The organism is Azovibrio restrictus DSM 23866, from assembly GCF_000429665.1.
GTDB lineage: Bacteria > Pseudomonadota > Gammaproteobacteria > Burkholderiales > Rhodocyclaceae > Azovibrio > Azovibrio restrictus.
Window position 1 is genome coordinate 239,577 of record NZ_AUCH01000004.1, and the last position, 18,423, is coordinate 257,999.

Here is an 18,423-nt window from a genome sequence, read left to right on the forward strand (position 1 = left end):
CATGAAAATCCGGGCCCTGCCCCTGGCACTTCTCCTGGCCCTGGGCCTGGGGGGCTGCGTCAGCGAGCGGGTGGTGCTGCTGCCCGAGCCCGATGGCCGGCCCACGGCCCTGGTGGTCCGCTCCGGCGGCGAGGAGCAGGTGCTGCAGCAACCCTATGCGGCGGCCCAGCGCCGGGGGGGCAGTCTGGCGGCCACGACCATGCCGGCGGCGGAGGTGCAGGAACGGTTCGGGGCCACCCTGGCCCAGCTGCCGCCCCGGCCGGAGCGGTTCACCCTGTACTTTCTCGAAGGTAGCAGCGAGCTGACCGCCGAATCCCGGGAGCAGTTCCAGGCCCTGCGCCAGGCCCTCTCCAGCCGGCCAGTGGCGGAAATCCTGATCGTCGGCCATACGGATACGGTGGGGGAGCTGCGCGCCAATGACGCCCTGTCCCTAGTGCGGGCCGAGGCCATGCGTACCGCCCTGCAGGCCGAGGGCATGGAACTGGGGACGGTGGAAGTGGCCGGCCGGGGGGAACGGGAACTGCTGGTGAAGACCGCCGACGAGGTGCCCGAGCCCAGGAACCGGCGGGTGGTGATCAACGTCCGCTGAGGGGCGGCGGGTCCTGGGGCCGGGCCCCGGGGCCCCACCATTGCAATACCAGCAGGGTCAGATCGTCGGCTGGAGGGGCACCCGCTTCGAACTGGCGTACTTCCCGGCGCAGGGCTTCCGCCAGGCTGACGGCGTCCCCTTCCTGGCCATGCTGCTCCAGCAGATGGGCCAGGCGCTCATTACCGAACCACTCCCGCCCGTCCGTGGCCTCGCTCACCCCGTCCGTGGTCAGCACCAGCCGGTCCCCGGGGGCCAGCCGGGCGCTGCCCCGCTGGTAGGGATAGCCTTCGCAGGCGCACAGGGGCGGGCCGCTCACGGGGGCCACCGGGATGCGGCTCACCGTCGCGCCATGCACCACCCAGGGGGCATCGTGGCCGGCGCAGACGTAATCCATCCGCCCGTCGTTTACGTCGAGGACCGCCACGAAGGTGGTGACGAACAGGTATTCCCGGTTGTCCCGGGACAGGGCCGCATCCATTTCCGCCAGGGCGGCGCCCAGGTCTTCCGGATGCTGGCGCAGCAGGGCGCCGGCCACGGATTTGGACACCGCCATGAACAGGCTGGCGGGCAGGCCCTTGCCGGAGACATCGCCGATGGCCAGGCAGAGGTGGTCCTCCCCCAGCATGAAGCAGTCGAAGTAGTCGCCCCCCACCTCCCGAGCCGGCTCCAGGTGGGCGGCCACCTGGAAGCGCTGTTCTCCGGCGAACAGGCTGGCCGGGTCGGGCAGCAGGCCCATCTGGATCCGGTGCGCCGCGTCCAGTTCCCCCGCCACCCGGGCCGCCGACTCGCGACTGGCCTGCAGGGCTTCTTCCGCCAGGCGGCGCTGGCGATCCGATTCCACCAGGGTGTTGCCGATCAGGATGAAGAACACCGGATTGAGCAGGGTCACCAGGGAAGCCGCATCGAACAGCAGGCGGCCCAGGTGGAAGGCGGCATAGCCCAGGCCGAACAGCAGTACCGCCGTCATCAGCCCCAGCTTCACCGCCACCGTGGGGCGGATGCGCGGCACGGCGGCGATCAGCCCCAGTCCCAGGAGCACCAGCACCAGCCCCTCCAGGCCCCGGATCCAGTGGGGCCGGGTCAGGGCCTCGCCGGAGAGCAGGCTTTCCAGGACCTGGGCATGGATGTCCACCCCCGGCACCTTTTCCCCCAGCGGCGTTACCACCCGGTCCTGCAGGCCGGTGCCGGTGAAGCCCAGCAGCACGAAGCGCTGGCGCAGGTGTTCGGCAGGTACCCGGTCTTCCAGGACGTCTACGGCGGAAAGGTAGCGGTCGGCCTGGAAGGGGCCGAAATGCAGGATCAGTTCTCCGTTGTCCCGGGTGGGCAGGCTGTATTCCCCGACCCCGACCCGGGTGATCTCGCTGCCCCGGACCCAGGCCTGCACGGCGGGGGCTTCCAGGGCCACCCGCAGCATTTCGGGCCCCAGGGAGGCCACCGGCAGGTCGGCGACGCTGGCCATCAGAGGCACCCGGCGCAGCACTCCCCGTTCCGGGTCCAGGAGGGCCGGGTCAGCCTGGGCGTTGAGCAGGGCCTGGCCCCGGGCGGACGCTTCCAGCAGCGGCAGGCTGGCCAGGGCACCGGCGAAGCGGCCGGCCCCGTCCCGGGCATCGCCGCCCCGGCTCAGCACCGGGGTGACCTTGAGGGCGGTGCGGGCGCCGGGCGGCAGGCCGTTGGTGGCTGCCATGCCGAGCACGCTGGGGGTGCGCTCCAGGGCCCGGGAGAGGCGCTCGTCCGGGTCTTCCAGGCGGGCTCCCTGCAGCTGGGGATAGAGCTTCCTGAGGCTGGCGGCCCCGAGCCGGTCGGGCTCGGGAAAGATCATGTCCAGGCCGATGGCCAGGGGCTCCGCCGCGCCGATTTTCTCGATCAGCCGGGCCAGGGTCTGGCGCGGCCAGGGCCACTGGCCCAGGGCGGCCAGGCTTTTTTCGTCCACCGCCACCACCAGGGCCGGCATCTCGCTCCGGTCCCGGGGGGACTGGCGCTGCATGCGGTCGAACTGGGCGTTCTGCAGCAGGGTGAGGGGGGTGTGTTCGATGAAGACCAGGGCCAGGCAGCCGGCCGCCAGGGCCAGCAGGGCGGCCGGCCTGCCCCGGCGGGCCCGCAGGGGCGCAAAAGCCAGGGTCCAGAGGCGGCGCAGCATCAGAGCTGGACGGTCAGCCCGTCATGGGCGGAGATCACTTCCAGGGGCGGGCGCCGGGAACGGCTCATGGCCTCGAAGCGGCGGCTGTCTTCCAGCAGCCGGTCCAGGCTGGCGTCGTCATTCAGGGGGTCGTGATGGAACAGGGCCAGGCGCCGGGCCCCGGCGGCCAGGGCCAGCTCCACCCCGATCATGTTGCTCGAGTGGCCCCAGTCAGCTTTCACCGACACCATTTCCGAGAGGGAGTACATGGCGTCGAAGGCGATCAGGTCGGCCTCCCGGAAGAATTCGATGCAGGCCGCCCACTGCTCCTCCTGGTCCAGCTTGTGTTCCGAGTCGGTGGCGTAGACGAAGCACTTGCCATCCTGCTCGAAGCGGTAACCGTAGGAGTCGCCCCCGTGGGTCTGCCGCATGGCTTCAACCCGGAAGCCGGCGATGTCATAGGCGCGTCCGGTTTCCAGCAGGCGGAATTCCACCTGGCCCTGCACCAGGGAGAAATCCACGGGAAAGCCCGGGGCGGACATCTGCAGACGCACGGCGGCTTCCAGCTCCGCGTGGCAGCCGTGGATCACCAGGCGGTTGCCGGGAATGTAGAGGGGGCCGAAGAAGGGCAGCCCCATCAGGTGGTCCCAGTGCAGGTGGGAAATGAAGATGTGGTAGGTCTGGGGTTGGCCGGGGCCGAAGCGGGCCAGCTTGGCATTGCCCAGGCCCCGGGCGCCGCTGCCCAGATCGCAGATCAGCGTTGCGTCATCCTTGCCGCGCAGTTCGACGCAGGGGGTCTGGCCCCCGTAGGTACCGCGCATGGCAAAGGGCAGGGAATCCACGAAGCCGGCCCGGCCTACGGCCGTATCCAGGGTGCCGGCGGGCGCGTGGGCAGCTTTTTCCAGGACCGAGAGCAGGCGCTGGCGCAGCTGCTCGGCATTGAGGGAGACGGGCAGGGAACCCCGGGTGCCCCAGAACTGGACCTGCATCAGGCCAGTTCTCCCAGGGCGGCCTCCAGGGTGTCGAAACAGGGAATCACCAGGTCGAAGCGGCTGATGCCGAAGACTTCCCGCACCAGGGGCTGGAATTCGGCGATCCCCAGGCGACCGCCCTGGTTCCTGGCGAAGCGGGTGGCGATCATCAGGGCGCGCAGGCCCGCGCTGCTGATGTAATCCACTCCGGAAAAATTGAGAATCAGGGGAGGATTCCCCTTTTTGCATTTTTCCAGGTGCGGATGCAGCAGTTCCGAGAACGTCATGGAGGAACCGTGGTCAATACGACCGCGCACCATGACCAGGTTTGCCTTGGGGTGAACGACTGCTTCCAGTTCCATGAGAAATCTCCTTGCCGGCTGCATTATGCCACGATGCGCCGGACCCACGGCAGCCCGGTGCGCGGGCGGCCAGGCCGGCCTCAGGTACAATCCGCACCGGAAAAAATTATGACTTCAAGCCACAACGCGGCCAAGCCGCTCTTTTCATACAAGAAGTTCTGGGCCCACCGCTTTGGTCCGGCCCCCTTCCTGCCCATGTCCCGCGCCGAGATGGAACAGCTCGGCTGGGATTCCTGCGACGTGATCCTGGTGACCGGCGATGCCTACATCGACCATCCCAGCTTCGGCATGGCCCTGATCGGCCGGCTGCTGGAGGCCCAGGGCTTCCGGGTCGGCATCATCAGCCAGCCGGACTGGCACTCGGCGGAGGACTTCAAGCGCCTGGGCAAGCCCAACCTCTATTTCGGCATCACGGCGGGCAACATGGATTCCATGGTGAACCGCTACACCTCGGACCGGAAAATCCGCTCCGACGACGCCTACACCCCCAACGCCGAACCCGACAAGCGCCCGGACCGGGCCGTGACCGTGTATTCCCAGCGGGCCAAGGAGGCCTACTCGGGCATTCCCGTGATCGTCGGCTCCATCGAGGCCAGCCTGCGCCGCATCGCCCATTACGACTACTGGAGCGACAAGGTGCGCCGCTCGGTGCTGCCCGACTCCAAGGCCGACATGCTGCTCTACGGCAACGCGGAACGGGCCCTGGTGGAACTCACCCACCGGCTCGCCAAGGGCGAGAAGATCCAGGAGATCCGCGACCTGCGTGGTACCGCCTTCATGGTGCCCAAGGGCTGGAAACCGGGGGACGACTGGGAAGAAATGGACTCCACCGAGGTGGACCTGCCCGGCAAGGTGGAGCCCCACATCGACCCCTACGCCATGAACGACAGCGGCCCCGTGGCCCAGGCCCCGGAAAGCCGGCCCGGCACCGCCGAGCTGAAATTCATGCCGACCCTGGCCCGGGTGGCCCTGCGCAAGGAGCGCCGCACCCGCACCGTGGTGCGCCTGCCCGCCTACGAGCAGGTCAAGGACGATCCGGTGCTGTACGCCCACGCCTCCCGCACCCTGCACCTGGAATCCAACCCCGGCAACGCCCGGGCCCTGGTGCAGTCCCACGGAGAGCGGGACGTGTGGCTTAACCCGCCGCCTTTTCCCCTCGCCACGACGGAAATGGACGGGGTCTACGGCCTGCCCTATGCCCGGGCACCCCATCCCGCCTATGGGGAGGCCAAGATTCCCGCCTGGGAGATGATCCGCTTCTCCATCAACATCATGCGCGGCTGCTTCGGCGGCTGCACCTTCTGCTCCATCACCGAGCACGAGGGCCGCATCATCCAGAGCCGCTCGGAAGCCAGCATCCTCAAGGAAATCGAGGAAATCCGCGACAAGACCCCGGGCTTCACCGGCACCATCTCCGACCTGGGCGGCCCCACGGCCAACATGTACCGGCTGGCCTGCAAGGACCCGAAGATCGAATCCTCCTGCCGGCGGCTTTCCTGCGTCTATCCGGGTATCTGTGAGAACCTCAACACCGACCACGCGCCGTTGGTGAGCCTGTACCGCAAGGCCCGGGCCATTCCCGGCGTGAAACGGGTGCTGATCGGCTCCGGCCTGCGTTACGACCTGGCCGTGCGCTCCCCGGAATACGTCAAGGAACTGGTGACCCACCATGTGGGCGGCTATCTGAAGATCGCCCCCGAGCACACGGAAGAAGGTCCCCTCTCCAAAATGATGAAGCCGGGCATGGGCGCCTACGACAACTTCAAGCGCATGTTCGAGAAGTTCTCCCGGGAAGCGGGCAAGGAGCAGTACCTGATTCCCTACTTCATCGCCGCCCACCCGGGCACCAGCGACGAGGACATGCTCAATCTGGCCCTGTGGTTGAAGGCCAACAACTTCCGCCTGGACCAGGTGCAGACCTTCCTGCCCACGCCCATGGCGCTCGCCACCACCATGTGGCACAGCCGCAAGAACCCCCTGAAGCGGGTAGGGCGCGACACTGAAGCCGTGGAAACCGCCCGGGCCGGTCGCCAGCGCAAGGTGCACAAGGCCTTCCTGCGCTACCACGACCCGGAAAACTGGCCCCTGCTGCGCGAGGCCCTGAAGGACATGGGCCGGGCCGACCTGATCGGCAATGGCAAGAAACACCTGATCCCCAGCTTCCAGCCCGCCGGCACGGGGTTGAAAGGCGGCTTCGGCCTCAAAGGCGCCCCCCGCGGGCGCCAGGAGCGTGGACAGGAGCGGGACCTGGTGCACCGCATCCAGCCCCCGGCCAGGAACCAGAGCAACGGCCGGGCCGGAACCCAGGCCAGGAATGCCCAGCCGGGGAGCCGTGCAGGTTCTGGAAAAGCGGCGGGGACGCGTCAGGGCGGGGGAGGGAAGGGGCGGAAGTGAGGGCGACGACAAGGCAGGGATTGGTTGCTCGTTTTCCCTGCCTCGCGACCTGTAGCAGTGGCTTTTCAGCTTTCTAATTCAATTCCCGTGCTGTTTTGATGGGGGAAACCCTCAGTATCTCCTCTGTGATTTTTTCCTGTACCTCTGCGCGCAATCTATCCATAGATACGGTTCTCGTTGTACTGCACCTCCGTTCCATGTCTTCATTAGCTACGAAACCCGCAGATGAAACTCCCCCGAAAACATTTTGAATGCGCGGGTTTTGGCAGCGGGCGTAATCCCCTCCGACTCTGCCTCTGACAACTTGATCATGAATCTTGATCCCCTTTCTGTACGCTGAGACGACGTACCCATAGTCGATCTCTGCACCGCCTGAAACCAGCTCGTACAGATACGAGGCGTTCTGGGGCATCAGTAGGGCTGCTCCCAACAGATTAACCTCGTGCTGGGCATATGTGATGGTCTGGGTGCTCTCTGGTTTTACCTTTTCGTCATGGCGAATTCGCTCGACGGAGACGGTTATTGCTTGCTGGTCGGAAGAATCTGTCCAGATAACGCCTTGATTGGTTTTTTTGGCGAGTAGCTGCTTGATGTCATCGTAAAGTAGGCGGTCGGCTTTTACCTCAAGCACTGCCTTGACAGTGATGCTTGCCTTTCTCTGCTCTGCAAATTTTGGGAAAAGAAGACTGACGGTATCCAGGTCCTTTCGTTTGACGTTCAAGTCGGGTAGCTGGGCTTCCAGCATTTTCCATTCTGCTGATCTCGGGCCTTGTGATTCAACATACTTGAGCAGAGCTGGCAAGGTTGTGTCGCTATCATTCTGATCCCTGAGGTTTTTCAATGAATTTCTGAAGAGAGCTTGTTTGTAGGCACTCCCCTGAAACTCTTTTCTCTGACTGATTTTACTGCCCAAGTCTAACGGTATTGACCCATCCAATATGCTTCTGCCTATCAAAGCGTCAAAATCTCTTTGAAGAGAATCGGTTGCAGCTACAGGTAAGGCACCGCTTGCCTTCAGTTTTAGCATTTTCTCTTCAAGAATCTCCAGTGACCAAGCCGAATGGGATGGGTTGTGGATTTCAGCCTCTATCGAGCTGACGTAAGCTTTCTGGGCTCCAGGCTCGGCATCGAACCATTCGCGTAGCTTTGAGCCGCCTGTTGTCTTGTCTAGCGCGCTGTCCGCGTGGCCAAAAGCAAAATGAAGATTCCCTTTTGCATATCCTGCTTTGGCTTGGGTGACGTGGTGGGAGGCCTGTCCTTCAGGGGTTACTGGATAAGAAGCCATACATCCGGCTATAAAAAGTGTTGCTAATGTGGTAGCAAAATAACTAGAGAGTTTCATTTTGACTCCTATGGTGTTCTGCTTGCCTAGATTTAGGGCATGGCAAATGACTTCCTTGCATGGTGGCAGGGGAGCGCAATTTTTTTGATGGCAGGCAGTTTATATATCTTTGTCATTGCGGGGCAAGGGTTCGGTAACAATCTTCTTGACTTGGCGGTTCTGCTCATTTTGTCGCCGACATGAATGGTTGGCTGCATTCACTATATTTCGTGCTGCAACCAATTAACACGGTGATGAGTCCTCGTCGTGGAAATCCCCGCTGGCCACGGCTGAATTCCCAATGGCTATATTTCCCGTCGCCCGACGATTGATCTCCCAGACGCCGTAATTCAATAAGCCAGGGAAGACTGGGCGGCCCAGATGTGGGCGCAGGCCAGGGCGCGCCAGGGGGAGAACTGGGTGAGCCAGGTTCTGGCGGCGTGTTCGTCGATCTTGTCCGGGGCGCCCAGCAGGGTTTGCAGGCCGCGCCGCACGGCGGCGTCGCCGTGCAGGGATCCGTCCAGCCAGCCGAAACCGCGCAGCAGGGCGTAGTCCGCCGTCCAGGGGCCGATGCCGCGCACGGCCAGCAACTGCTGCCGCAGGATTTCCGCCCCCGGGAAATCCCGGGTCCAGGCCTCCAGGGGCAGGTCGCCGCCGCACACCTGCCGGGCGAGCGTGTGCAGGGTGCTGGCCTTGGTGCGCGAAAAGCCGGCCTGGCGCAGGGCTTCTTCCGGCAGGGCCAGCACCTGGGGGGCTTCCGGGTAGCACAGCAGGCCGCTGCTGTGGCGCAGGTCGGCCGCCAGGATCAGCTTGCGGCGCAGGGAAACGGCGGCATGGACGCTGATCTGCTGGCCGGTGATGGCCCAGCTCAGGGCTTCGAAAGGGCTCGCGGCAGCGGGGACCCGCAAGCCCCGTTGCCGGGCGATCAATTGGCCTAGCTGGGGATGTTCCCCGTGGCGTTGTTCGAAGGCTTCCACCTCCTGGGTGAGTCCGAGCATCCGCCGGACCAGGGCGGCGAAGCCCTGCGCTTCGTCATCCTCTTGGCCGCCGTCCAGGTCCAGATGGGCTTCTGCCTGTCCCGGGGAGAAGTGCACGCTCAGACAGGCGGGGACCCCTTGCCAGACGATGCCCTTTTTCAAGCAGGATTCCCCCACCTGCTCGGCAAGCTGCTGGGGGTCGCGCCGGTGGAAGGCGAGGATGTCGGCGGGGCGGTACCCAGGGGGCAGGGGAAGCGTCAGAGAATATCGGTGGGCCATGGTCGGTGTTGATCAAGTCTGTTCGCGGCAGGTCTGCCTTTTACTGTGCTCCTGTGACTTTGTCCCTTTGCCTTTGTCCCTTGGGGCGGCATTGAGGCTCACGCCTCGGCCTCCCGCTCCAGCAGGGCGCGTTTGCGTTCCACGCCCCAGCGATAGCCGGAAAGGCTGCCGTCCTGGCGGACCACCCGGTGGCAGGGAATGGCCACGGCCAGCATGTTGGCGGCGCAGGCGCCGGCCACGGCGCGCACGGCCTCGGGGGCGCCGATGCGCTGGGCGAGCTCCGTGTAGCTCAGCGTCTTTCCGGCCGGAATTTCCCGCAGGGCCTGCCAGACCCGCTGCTGGAAGGCGGTGCCGCGAATGTCCAGGGGCAGGTCCAGTCCCCGTTGCGGCGTTTCCACCAGGCCGACCACCTGGGCAACCCACTGTTCGAAGCCGGCGTCGCCGCCCATCAGTTCGGCCTTGGGAAAACGGTCCTGCAGCTCCCGGGCCAGGGCCTCGGGATCGTCCCCGATGAAGATGGCGCAGACCCCCTTGTCGCTGGCGGCAACCAGGATGGCGCCCAGGCTGCATTGGCCGATGGCAAAGCGGATGGCGGCCTTGGTGCCGCCGGCGCGGAACGCCGTGGGCGTCATGCCCAGCAGGTGCCGGGATTCCTCATAGAACCGGCCGTGGGAGTTGTAGCCGGATGCGTAGATCGCATCGGTGACCCGCTCGTGCTGCAGCAGCGCTTCCCTGAGTTTGCCGGCCCGGTGGGCGGCGGCGTAGGCCCGGGGCGTCAAGCCGGTGACGGCCTTGAAGACCCGGTGCAGGTGGTAGGGGCTCATCCTGGCGGACTGGGCCAGGGTTTCCAGGCTGGGGGGCGTGCCGGCCGTTTCGATCTGTCGGCACAGGCCGGCCACCAGTTCCGCGTGCTGAACCTGGAGGGGCGGCTGATCCGGCTTGCAGCGCTGGCAGGGACGAAACCCCGCCTGTGCGGCGGCTGTGGCGGTCAGGAAGAAGCGGACATTTTCCGGGCGGGGCGTGCGGGAGCCACAGCCGGGACGGCAGTAGATGCCGGTGCTGGTCACCGCGTAGACGAACTGCCCCTCTGCCCCCGGGTCCCGGGCCACCAGTTGGGTCCAGCGGGGATCGGACAACACCTGATGGGCGTGTTTTTCAGTCTGCCTGCTCATGTTCCGGCCTTTGATCACGATGGGATGGGGATACTCTAGGCCCTGTTCGCGCTGCTGACACTCCGCTGCTTGCTTTTGAATTCCCTAGCCCCTGTCCTTCCGCGGCGGTTTGCCGGCCGGGCTTGTCCGGCTAGGCTGCCGGCGTGGGCGCCGGCTTCCCGTTGCCGTTGCGCCGGGCGGCAGGATATCTACATCGCCAGCCGGATACAGGTTGGGCAGCAGGGAGCCGAGGGCGTGGACGGGGAAGGCGATGCGCACTTTACCCTTGGGAGAGTCGGACTCCAGCAGACCTTCGTCCAGCATGGCGGTGAGCACGTTGCGTGCGGTGCGTTCCGGCAGGCCGGTGATGCGGCCGGCTTCCATGCGCTCGAATTCCCCGGTGCTGAAGGCTTGCAGGTAAAGGTACAAGGATTCGGGCTTGAGGTCGAAGCGCACCCGGTGGAAGTAGCCCCGGGCCCTGGCCTGGAAATGCTCCAGGGAAAACAGCTGCGCCATGAACCGGGCCTGGTCGATGGCCGTGCCGAGGGCATAGGTGCAGAACTCGGCGAGGCGCTGTTCCGACAGGTTGCCGCGCCCGTCCAGGTCCCCCATGCGTGGCTGGTCTGCCAGGGCCAGGGCGCGTTTGTAATCGGCTTCCGTCTTGGCAAAACCCCGGGACATGGACCACAGGGAGGTGCCGTTGATGCCGCAGCTGCGCAGCATGGCATCCAGGATGATGCGGGCGACCCGGCCGTTTCCGTCGGGAAAGGGGTGTATCCATACCAGGCGGTGGTGGCTGGCCATGGCGGCGATGATGCCGTCCAGCTTGCTGTGCCCCCCCCGGGCGGCCCAGGCCAGGCGCTGACCATAGAAGGCGGCATAGCGTTCCAGGAAATCCTGCAGTTTGTGGGCGGCGGGCGCGATGTGGATGCCGACGCTGACTTCCCTTTGCCGGAACTGCCCGGGGGGCATCCGGGAACCATCAGGGAGGATCAGCATGGCTTCGGGCAGCCGGGTGCAGAACTGGTGATGAATCGCCAGGATGGAGGGCAGTAGCTGGTCGGTATCCAGGGGGCGCATCCTGGCCCATTTGTCCGCCTCGATGTGGGCGGCGGCCAGGCTTTTCAGGTGGGTGTCCGATTGCTCCCGCCGGGCCTGGGCAATTTCCAGGGGCAGGGTATGGTGGCCTTCAATGAGGTTGCTGTAGTAGCAGTTCATCTCTTCGACGAGCCGGGCGAGGCTGCGCCCGGTGGCGGGTGCCAGGGCGGCATCCAGGCATGCCGAGGCCTCCGACAGTTCGTGGGCCAGCCCAAGCAGGGGCTTGTACAGGGGCCGGGCGTCGTGAACTATCAGGGGCTCCATCTGGGCCGGACTGTCGTAGAGATCGACCATCTTCATTTTCTTCCGGGGCGTAAGCAGGGGGTTTTCTGCCGATTTGTTTGCCGATTATAGTCTTTGTTTTTCATGTGGATATGTGTTCAGTATCGGTGTTTTTTGCCGATATGACTGCCGATGATGCTACGGGGGGCTTGGCGGTATGCCTCAGAGCGGCCGGCTGTTCAGTTGCTGTTCGAACAGTTCCAGCAGCAGCCGGGCGGAGGCCGGAGGATCGTGGCGGCCGAAGCGGGCGACGATTTCGGCTTCCGGCAGGCGGGGCAGGCCGTCGCGGATCTGGGTCAGGCCTGAGCCGGCCAGGCTGGCGGGCAGGGGGGTGAGGGCCAGGCCGGCCATGACCGCGTGGCGCAGGCCCGTATAGCTGTTGCCCACGAAGGCGGTCTTGGCGGCGATGCCGGCCTGGGCCAGGGCGGCCAGGGCCGCGACCCGGAACACGCAGCCCTCGTGGAACAGGGCCAGGGGCAGGGGGCGCTGGTGCACCGGGTTGCCCTGTTCGCCAGCCAGCCAGACCAGGGGTTCCCGCTTCAGCAGGTGCCAGCCGTCCGGTTCCTGGCCGGGGACGCTGGCCACCCGCTTGAGGATGGCCAGGTCCAGTTCACCCGTTTCCAGGGCGCCGTTCAGGCGCACCGAGAGATCGCAGCGGACGCTCAGTTCCACCCGGGGGCAGGCCCGGGAGAAGCCGGCCAGCACCGGCGCGAAGGTGCTTTCCATCAGTTCTTCCGGCAGGCCCAGGCGCAGCTGGCCGCTCAGGCTGGGCTGGGCGAAGCAGCTGTAGGCCTCATCGTTGAGGCGCAGGATGCGGCGGCCGTAGTCGATCAGCACCCGGCCTTCTTCCGTGGGGCCGGTGACCCGGCCCTGGGTGCGCTCCAGCAGGGGGTGGCCCACCAGTTCTTCCAGCCGCTTGACCTGCAGGCTGATGGCCGACTGGGTCCGCCCCAGCTGAGCGGCGGCACCGGAAAAGCTGCCCCCGTCGGCGATTGCCACCAGGGTGCGCAGCAGGTCCATGTCCAGGTTACGTTGCATGGGGACTCTACATTTCAAAACTAAATCTTGATCTGAAATATATCAATTTTTCAAATGTAGCGGTGCTGCTTAAGCTTCGGACACCCTTTCACCACCGGAGACTTCCATGAATTCTGGCGCCAGCCTTGCCTTGCCCCCTCCCGCCGCCGCTGCTGTTTCTCCCCTGCGGCTGGCCCTGGTGGGCACCCTGTTCAGCTTCGTCTGGAGTTCCGCCTTCATCGCCGGCAAGGTGGGCATGAGCAGCACCGGTCCCCTGACCCTGCTCAGCCTGCGCTTTCTCCTGGCTGGCGCCCTGATCTGGCTGCTGGGGCGCAGTCTGGGCTGGGGCGTCAGCGGCAGGGCGGCGCCCGGTCAGGGGCGGCTGCTCCTCATCGCCCTGGCGGCGGGCTTGCTCACCAACGGGGTCTATCTGGGGCTCACCTACGTGGGCATGCTGACGGTGCCGGCCGGGCTCACGGCCATCCTGGTGAGCACCAGCCCGCTGCTGACTTCGGCCCTGGCGGCCTGGTGCTTGAAGGAAGGTTTTGGCTGGCGGGGCCTGCTGGGGCTGGCGGCCGGTTTTGCCGGGGTGGTCTGGATCATGGGGCAGCGGGCCCTGGGCGCCCCGGCGGATGGCTACGGAGTGGCCCTGATCCTGATCGGCACCGTGGCCCTGTCTGCCGCCACCCTGCTCAACCGGCAGGTGGCGGGCCGGCTCGATCCCTGGCGCATCGCCCTGATCCAACTGCCCGCCAGCGGTCTGGCCCTGTTGCCCCTGGCCTGGTGGCGGGAAGGGCTGGCCATCGTGCCGGATGCCGCCTTCTTCGGTAGTTTGGTCTATCAGGCCACCGTGGTGTCCATCGGTACCACCCTGATGCTGCTCTGGCTGGTACGGCACGGGGGCGCGGCCAAGGCCAGCGGCTTCCACCTGCTCAACCCGGTGTTCGGTACCCTGCTGGCTGTGGGCTTGCTGGGGGAAAGCGTGCCGTTTTCGGACCTGCTCGGGGCGCTACCCATCATCGCCGGCCTGGGGCTGGTGCTGCTGCCCCGGCGCGGCTGACCCTTGCCGAGGGAGGGTGGGGCTTTTAGCATGCGAACCCATCGGCATGGAGGAGGGCGTCATGGTTAGTGGCAGCGAGGAACCGGGAGGAGGGGGGCTGGCATTTACCGCCTTTCCGCCCCGACCGGAACTTTCCGGGCTGATTCAGCCCATTCTGGTCATGGGACTGGATGGATGCAGCTCGGCGCTGCCGGCCACCTTGAGCCCCGGCATCCTGGTCATGGCTCGGGGCGGGCTCTCTCTTCCTGGTGTAGGGCCTCTGCCTCGGGCCTGCCTGTGCGGGCCTACCATGGAGCCCCGGGTTTCCCGGGCCTGCCCGGGGACGGTCAGCATCAGCCTGATGTTTACTCCGGGCTGTCTGGATAGCGCCCTGGGCCCCGGAGTACATGAATTCCGCGGCCAGATTTTGCCCCTGGAGCAGTTCTTCGGTGAGGGGCCGGTGGCCCGGTTGCTGGAGCAGGTGGACGAGCAGGCAAGTCCAGCCGTTTGGGTGGCGGCCCTGCAGGGGCTGGTGCTGGAACGGTTGCGCCAGGATGCCCTGGCCCGGGCCTACGGCCAGTGGCGGCTTTCCCGGGGCGGGTTGTTTTTGCCCCTGGAGCGGATGGCAAAGGAGCTGGGGTTGGGCGAGCGGCAACTGGAGCGCCGGGTGAAGCGCAGTTTCGGACTCAACATCCGTGATCTGCGGCGCACCACCCGGTTCGGATTTGCCCTGGCGGCCCTGTGTGCCGGCAGGGCACGGGGACGGGGCGGGGTGGCACGCCTGGCCCAGGATTATGGTTATTACGATCTGGCGCACATGGACAGGGATTTCCAGGCCCTGGCCGGCCTCTCTCCTTCCGGAATCCTGGCGGCTGCAGCCGGGGATGACCCGGCTTACTGGCTTTACCGTTTCAAGCGCGGTGATTTTCGGGCCCTGTTTTTGCCCGATGATGTCGCCTCCATACAATCCAGCCTGTTTCCCGGTACCTAGACTGACCGCCGTTCCAATTCCGGGAGGTGGTGATGTCATTGGATGGCGGTTTGCAAGGGGAAGGGTATTTCCTGACCCGTCTGGATGATCTGGCGCAGTTGGTGCGTACCAACAGCTTGTGGTTTTTGACTTTTGGCCTGGCTTGCTGCGCCGTGGAGATGATACACGCGGCCTCTTCCCGCTATGACCTGGACCGCTTCGGGGTCATGCCCAGGGCCAGCCCGCGCCAGGCTGACCTGATGATCGTGGCGGGTACGCTGACCAACAAGATGGCCCGGGCCCTGCGCAAGATCTATGACCAGATGGCGGAGCCTCGTTACGTGATTTCCATGGGGTCCTGCGCCAATGGCGGCGGCTACTACCATTATTCCTACTCGGTGGTGCGCGGCTGTGACCGCATCCTGCCCGTGGACATCTACGTTCCCGGCTGTCCGCCCACGGCCGAGGCCCTGATCTACGGAATCCTGCAACTGCAGAACCGGGTGCGCCGAGACGGCCTGCTGGCCAGGGGAGAGATACAACGGGGCTGATCCGCCTTGCGTCGCCCGTGAAGCTGCAGTACTTTCCCGGGCCCGATAGCCAGGAGTTGGATTCCCGTGAGCGAAGCCGTACTGATGCAATGGCAGGAACAGGGCCAGCCCATGGCGGCCCCCTGGCAGTCCGAAGCCGGCCTGCCGCCGCCGAAGAAGGTGCAGCTGGCGGATGACACCTTGAGCGCCGACGCGGCCTACCGGCTTGTTTCCCAGGGCACGGCCCTGCTTTGGCGGGGGGATTTTCACAATGCCCGGCAATTGCTCCAGGCTCTGGGGCGGCGGCTGGAGAAGAAGCCCGGGCGCAATGGCAAGGCCGAAGCTGCCCTGGCGCCCCGGGATGCCTTCAACCGGCACCGCCTGGCCCAGTCCCAGCGGGCCCGCCTTCTGGGCATGTTGCTGATCCAGGTGGAGGCCGGCTACCGGATTCCTCTGCGCCGGGCGCCGGAGGTGGTGGTGGCCTGCGCCGAGGTGCTGGGGCCGGAGCGGGGGGCGTTCGTGATCTCCCTGCGGGAACTGCTGGGCCTGGTCAGCGCCCACGAGTGGCGCAAGAAGGGGGTGGCGCTGGCCGCCCTGGGCGGGGCCCGCATTCATCCCCATTACGGGGTCTATTCCCCGGTGCGGGGCGAGTATCTGGATTTGGTGGCGGCGGCGCCTTTACCTGCGTGTGCTGTGGCTTTCGATATCGGCACCGGCACTGGGGTGCTGGCGGCGCTGCTGGCGCAGCGGGGGGTGGCGAAGGTGGTGGCCACGGACATGAGTCAGCGGGCCCTGGCCTGCGCCCGGGAGAACCTGGTGCGGCTGGAACTGGCGGAACGGGTGGAATTGCGGGAAGCCGACCTGTTTCCCCCGGGCCGGGCCGGCCTGATCGTCTGCAACCCCCCCTGGTTGCCGGCCCGGCCCAGTTCTCCCATCGAATACGCGGTCTATGACCCGGACAGCCGCATGCTGAAGGGTTTTCTCGCCGGTCTGGCGGCGCACATGGAAGAGGGCGGGGAGGGCTGGCTGATCATTTCCGATCTGGCCGAGCACCTGGGCCTGCGCAGCCGGGAGGAACTGCTGGGGTGGATCGCCGCCGCCGGCCTCAGGGTGCTGCAAAAGCATGACATCCGCCCCCGCCACCCCAAGGCCATGGACCCGGACGATCCCCTGCACCAGGCCCGGGCGGCGGAAGTCACTTCCCTCTGGCGGCTGGGGGCTATTTAGCCGGGGCTGCCTCTTTCTGGCGGGCCAGCAGGGGCGCCCGGATGCGGCTTTCGAATTCCCGGGGCTGCACGTACTGGAGCAGTTCCTTGCCCTTGGTGTCGAGGACGATGTCCAGGCCCTTGGCCGGGTAGAGGTAGTGGGTCAGGGTCTCGGAGAGCTGGATTTTTTCCGCCGGCTGGCCGAAGCGCTGGATCAGGGTGGCCTCATCCAGGTTCACGCTGGGAATCAGGCTGATGGCCTGGACCGGCGTCTGTTCCGCCCGGGCCAGGTCTTCCGGATGCAGGGTGATCTTCTTGGTGGTGCTCTCCATGTGCTCGGCTTTCAGGGCCCGTTCGCGCATGGCGTTGATCTTGTCCGGGTCCTGTTCCAGGGTCAGGATCAGGCGGCCGAGGATGAAGCCCAGGGGCAGCTGGGCGTAATAGCCTTCCAGGCTGCCCACCTCGTCCGGCGCGGCGATGATGGCGACTTCCAGTTCCTGGCCCAGGTGCTGGCGGACATCGGCGAGGGTGCTGCTGCCCAGGGTGAGGCCGAACACCTGGCTGCGGCCCTGCTCGTCCACGCTGATCTGCCAGGGCAGGTTCTGCTCCATGTTGGCCTTGTCCGGGCCGCCGGAAGGCAGGAAAAAGGGCAGGATCAGGGCCAGCAGGACCAGGGCGATGACGGACAGGGCGGCTTTCATGGGCGGTACCGGAGAGAAACGAGGCCCCGCATTCTGCCACAGGGGGGCGGGGCTGAAGGCAGCAGGCGGGAAAACTGGCGGGAATGAGGGGGTTCAACGTATCCTTGCGCCCGGGAAAACAAACCAGAAAATCAGGCCCCCGGGGATACCCTCTCCTGGGGCGGGGAAAAGAGCGACAGCATGACGGTAAAACTGCACATCATCCAATCCGCCGACGATCCGGCCATCGCGCACGTCCGCCAGTTCTTCCGCAACTACGCGGCTTGGCTGGGGGTGGATCTCTCCTTCCAGAATTTCGACCAGGAAATGGCCTCCCTGCCCGGGGCTTACAGCGCCCCCCAGGGGCGGCTGTTCTTCGCCGAGCTCCAGGGCCGGCCGGCCGGCTGCGTCGGCATCCGCTCCCTCTCCGACGGCATGTGCGAGATGAAGCGCCTGTACGTGAGCCCCGAAGAACGGGGCCACGGGGTCGGCACCCAGCTGGCCCTGGCGGCCATCCGGGCGGCCAAGGAAATGGGCTACCGGCGCATCATGCTGGACACCATGCCCACCATGCGCATGGCCGTGAAGATGTACCGGGAACTGGGCTTTCACGAGGCCCCGGCCTATTACCCCTCACCCATCGAGGGCACCATCTTCCTTTCCCTGGACCTGGAAAACTGGTCCGAGGAGGAGGTGCGCAATGAAAACCTGTCCCACCTGTTCGACTTCAATCGGGCCTGGTCGCGCCAGATGCAGACTGTGGACCCCGGCTACTTCGACAAGCTCTCCCAGCTGCAGAACCCGGAATACCTGTGGATAGGCTGTTCCGACTCCCGGGTGCCGGCCAACCAGATCGTCGGCCTGCTGCCCGGTGAGGTGTTCGTGCATCGCAACGTGGCCAACGTGGTGGTGCATACGGACCTGAACTGCCTTTCGGTGATCCAGTTTGCCGTGGATGTGCTCAAGGTGAAGCACATCATGGTGGTGGGGCACTACGGCTGCGGCGGCGTCAAGGCAGCCCTGAACAAGGACCGGGCCGGCCTGGTGGACATCTGGCTGCGCCACGTCCAGGACGTGCACCAGAAGCATCTGGAAGCGGTGGACCAGCTCCCCGTGGAGCAGCGCCACGACCGGCTCTGTGAGCTGAACGTGCTGGAGCAGGTGACCAACATCTGCCAGACCTATGTGGTCCAGGATGCCTGGAAGCGGGGCCAGAACCTCACCATCCACAGCTGGATCTACGGCCTCAAGGACGGCCTGGTGCGGGACCTGGGCATGACCGTGAATTGCCCTGAAGACATGCTGCCCCGTTACACCGCGGCCCTGGGCGCCCTGTCCGCCTGACACCACGGAGCCCGGGCCCCCGGCCCGGGCGCGCTGGTTGATCCGCTTGTCCCTGATGGAGGAGCATCCGGAAACAGCTTGTGGCTCGACTAACATTT

The 18,423-nt window shown here is 65.8% G+C and carries 16 protein-coding genes; 7 read left to right on the forward strand and 9 right to left on the reverse strand.

The features are described from left to right. Position 1: 1 nt before the first annotated feature. Entirely contained in the window at positions 2 to 589 is a 588-nt protein-coding gene (locus G474_RS0105975; RefSeq protein WP_026686176.1) for an OmpA family protein, read from the forward strand. Here the strand turns inward: G474_RS0105975 and G474_RS19760 are convergent. The 3 genes from G474_RS19760 to G474_RS19765 are packed head-to-tail and all read right to left on the reverse strand — an operon-like array spanning position 576 to position 4,038. Continuing rightward, positions 576 to 2,726 carry a CHASE2 domain-containing protein gene (locus G474_RS19760; protein WP_051281950.1) on the reverse strand — a complete coding sequence of 717 codons (2,151 nt, stop codon included), beginning with the start codon at positions 2,724 to 2,726 and terminating at the stop codon, positions 576 to 578. The genes G474_RS0105975 and G474_RS19760 overlap by 14 nt on opposite strands. After that, positions 2,726 to 3,694: an MBL fold metallo-hydrolase gene (locus tag G474_RS0105985; RefSeq protein WP_026686177.1), complete on the reverse strand. Its 969-nt coding sequence runs from the start codon at positions 3,692 to 3,694 to the stop codon at positions 2,726 to 2,728. The genes G474_RS19760 and G474_RS0105985 overlap by 1 nt, the downstream gene beginning before the upstream one ends. Beyond that, positions 3,694 to 4,038: an STAS domain-containing protein gene (locus G474_RS19765; protein WP_051281951.1), complete on the reverse strand. Its 345-nt coding sequence runs from the start codon at positions 4,036 to 4,038 to the stop codon at positions 3,694 to 3,696. Before G474_RS19765 ends, G474_RS0105985 begins: the two co-directional genes overlap by 1 nt. Before the next feature lie 195 nt (positions 4,039 to 4,233). On the opposite strand from G474_RS19765, the gene G474_RS19770 reads away from it, so the two are divergent. Then, positions 4,234 to 6,432, forward strand: coding sequence for a YgiQ family radical SAM protein (locus G474_RS19770; RefSeq protein WP_211228067.1), 2,199 nt, complete (start codon positions 4,234 to 4,236; stop codon positions 6,430 to 6,432). Positions 6,433 to 6,505: 73 nt separating this feature from the next. Here the strand turns inward: G474_RS19770 and G474_RS23240 are convergent, their stop codons facing one another. The 5 genes from G474_RS23240 to G474_RS19780 all read right to left on the reverse strand — a co-directional run bounded on the left by G474_RS23240 (position 6,506) and on the right by G474_RS19780 (position 12,578). Next, positions 6,506 to 7,774 carry a hypothetical protein gene (locus G474_RS23240; RefSeq protein ID WP_156919174.1) on the reverse strand — a complete coding sequence of 423 codons (1,269 nt, stop codon included), beginning with the start codon at positions 7,772 to 7,774 and terminating at the stop codon, positions 6,506 to 6,508. Positions 7,775 to 8,103: 329 nt separating this feature from the next. Beyond that, positions 8,104 to 9,009 (reverse strand): DNA-3-methyladenine glycosylase 2, encoded by a 906-nt coding sequence (locus G474_RS0106005; RefSeq protein WP_026686179.1) that lies wholly within the window; start codon positions 9,007 to 9,009, stop codon positions 8,104 to 8,106. A gap of 98 nt (positions 9,010 to 9,107) precedes the next feature. Beyond that, positions 9,108 to 10,181 carry a bifunctional DNA-binding transcriptional regulator/O6-methylguanine-DNA methyltransferase Ada gene (gene ada, locus G474_RS0106010; RefSeq protein ID WP_026686180.1) on the reverse strand — a complete coding sequence of 358 codons (1,074 nt, stop codon included), beginning with the start codon at positions 10,179 to 10,181 and terminating at the stop codon, positions 9,108 to 9,110. 84 nt (positions 10,182 to 10,265) lie between these two features. Beyond that, entirely contained in the window at positions 10,266 to 11,558 is a 1,293-nt protein-coding gene (locus tag G474_RS19775) for a Fic family protein (protein ID WP_051281953.1), read from the reverse strand. Between the two features lie 144 nt (positions 11,559 to 11,702). Then, positions 11,703 to 12,578 (reverse strand): LysR substrate-binding domain-containing protein, encoded by an 876-nt coding sequence (locus G474_RS19780; protein ID WP_051281954.1) that lies wholly within the window; start codon positions 12,576 to 12,578, stop codon positions 11,703 to 11,705. A 106-nt stretch (positions 12,579 to 12,684) separates the two neighbouring features. Between G474_RS19780 and G474_RS0106025 the strand changes: the two genes are divergently transcribed. The 4 genes from G474_RS0106025 (at position 12,685) to G474_RS0106040 (ending at position 16,323) form a co-directional block, all read left to right on the forward strand. Further along, a complete protein-coding gene (locus G474_RS0106025) occupies positions 12,685 to 13,617 on the forward strand; it encodes a DMT family transporter (RefSeq protein WP_026686181.1) in 933 nt (310 codons plus the stop codon). A 289-nt stretch (positions 13,618 to 13,906) separates the two neighbouring features. Continuing rightward, complete coding sequence (locus G474_RS24405; RefSeq protein WP_281171706.1) at positions 13,907 to 14,587, forward strand: helix-turn-helix domain-containing protein; 681 nt, start codon at positions 13,907 to 13,909, stop codon at positions 14,585 to 14,587. Between the two features lie 32 nt (positions 14,588 to 14,619). Continuing rightward, positions 14,620 to 15,117, forward strand: a complete 498-nt coding sequence (locus G474_RS0106035) for a NuoB/complex I 20 kDa subunit family protein (protein WP_026686183.1) — start codon at positions 14,620 to 14,622, stop codon at positions 15,115 to 15,117. A gap of 66 nt (positions 15,118 to 15,183) precedes the next feature. Then, positions 15,184 to 16,323: a methyltransferase gene (locus G474_RS0106040; RefSeq protein WP_026686184.1), complete on the forward strand. Its 1,140-nt coding sequence runs from the start codon at positions 15,184 to 15,186 to the stop codon at positions 16,321 to 16,323. On the opposite strand, the gene G474_RS19785 is transcribed toward G474_RS0106040, so the two are convergent. Then, a complete protein-coding gene (locus G474_RS19785) occupies positions 16,316 to 17,002 on the reverse strand; it encodes a hypothetical protein (protein ID WP_051281956.1) in 687 nt (228 codons plus the stop codon). The two genes, G474_RS0106040 and G474_RS19785, sit on opposite strands and share 8 nt — an antisense overlap. 180 nt (positions 17,003 to 17,182) lie before the next feature. On the opposite strand from G474_RS19785, the gene can reads away from it, so the two are divergent. Further along, complete coding sequence (can, locus tag G474_RS0106050) at positions 17,183 to 18,325, forward strand: carbonate dehydratase (protein ID WP_026686185.1); 1,143 nt, start codon at positions 17,183 to 17,185, stop codon at positions 18,323 to 18,325. Positions 18,326 to 18,423: the final 98 nt, after the last annotated feature.

Bases quoted from the DNA above. Each gene is read 5' to 3' on its own strand.
- G474_RS0105975 (WP_026686176.1), top strand. From the start codon at position 2: ATGAAAATCCGGGCCCTGCCCCTGGCACTTCTCCTGGCCCTGGGCCTG.
- G474_RS19760 (WP_051281950.1), bottom strand. From the start codon at position 2,726: ATGCTGCGCCGCCTCTGGACCCTGGCTTTTGCGCCCCTGCGGGCCCGC.
- G474_RS0105985 (WP_026686177.1), bottom strand. From the start codon at position 3,694: ATGCAGGTCCAGTTCTGGGGCACCCGGGGTTCCCTGCCCGTCTCCCTC.
- G474_RS19765 (WP_051281951.1), bottom strand. From the start codon at position 4,038: ATGGAACTGGAAGCAGTCGTTCACCCCAAGGCAAACCTGGTCATGGTG.
- G474_RS19770 (WP_211228067.1), top strand. From the start codon at position 4,234: ATGTCCCGCGCCGAGATGGAACAGCTCGGCTGGGATTCCTGCGACGTG.
- G474_RS23240 (WP_156919174.1), bottom strand. From the start codon at position 7,774: ATGAAACTCTCTAGTTATTTTGCTACCACATTAGCAACACTTTTTATA.
- G474_RS0106005 (WP_026686179.1), bottom strand. From the start codon at position 9,009: ATGGCCCACCGATATTCTCTGACGCTTCCCCTGCCCCCTGGGTACCGC.
- ada (WP_026686180.1), bottom strand. From the start codon at position 10,181: ATGAGCAGGCAGACTGAAAAACACGCCCATCAGGTGTTGTCCGATCCC.
- G474_RS19775 (WP_051281953.1), bottom strand. From the start codon at position 11,558: ATGAAGATGGTCGATCTCTACGACAGTCCGGCCCAGATGGAGCCCCTG.
- G474_RS19780 (WP_051281954.1), bottom strand. From the start codon at position 12,578: ATGCAACGTAACCTGGACATGGACCTGCTGCGCACCCTGGTGGCAATC.
- G474_RS0106025 (WP_026686181.1), top strand. From the start codon at position 12,685: ATGAATTCTGGCGCCAGCCTTGCCTTGCCCCCTCCCGCCGCCGCTGCT.
- G474_RS24405 (WP_281171706.1), top strand. From the start codon at position 13,907: ATGGAGCCCCGGGTTTCCCGGGCCTGCCCGGGGACGGTCAGCATCAGC.
- G474_RS0106035 (WP_026686183.1), top strand. From the start codon at position 14,620: ATGTCATTGGATGGCGGTTTGCAAGGGGAAGGGTATTTCCTGACCCGT.
- G474_RS19785 (WP_051281956.1), bottom strand. From the start codon at position 17,002: ATGAAAGCCGCCCTGTCCGTCATCGCCCTGGTCCTGCTGGCCCTGATC.
- can (WP_026686185.1), top strand. From the start codon at position 17,183: ATGACGGTAAAACTGCACATCATCCAATCCGCCGACGATCCGGCCATC.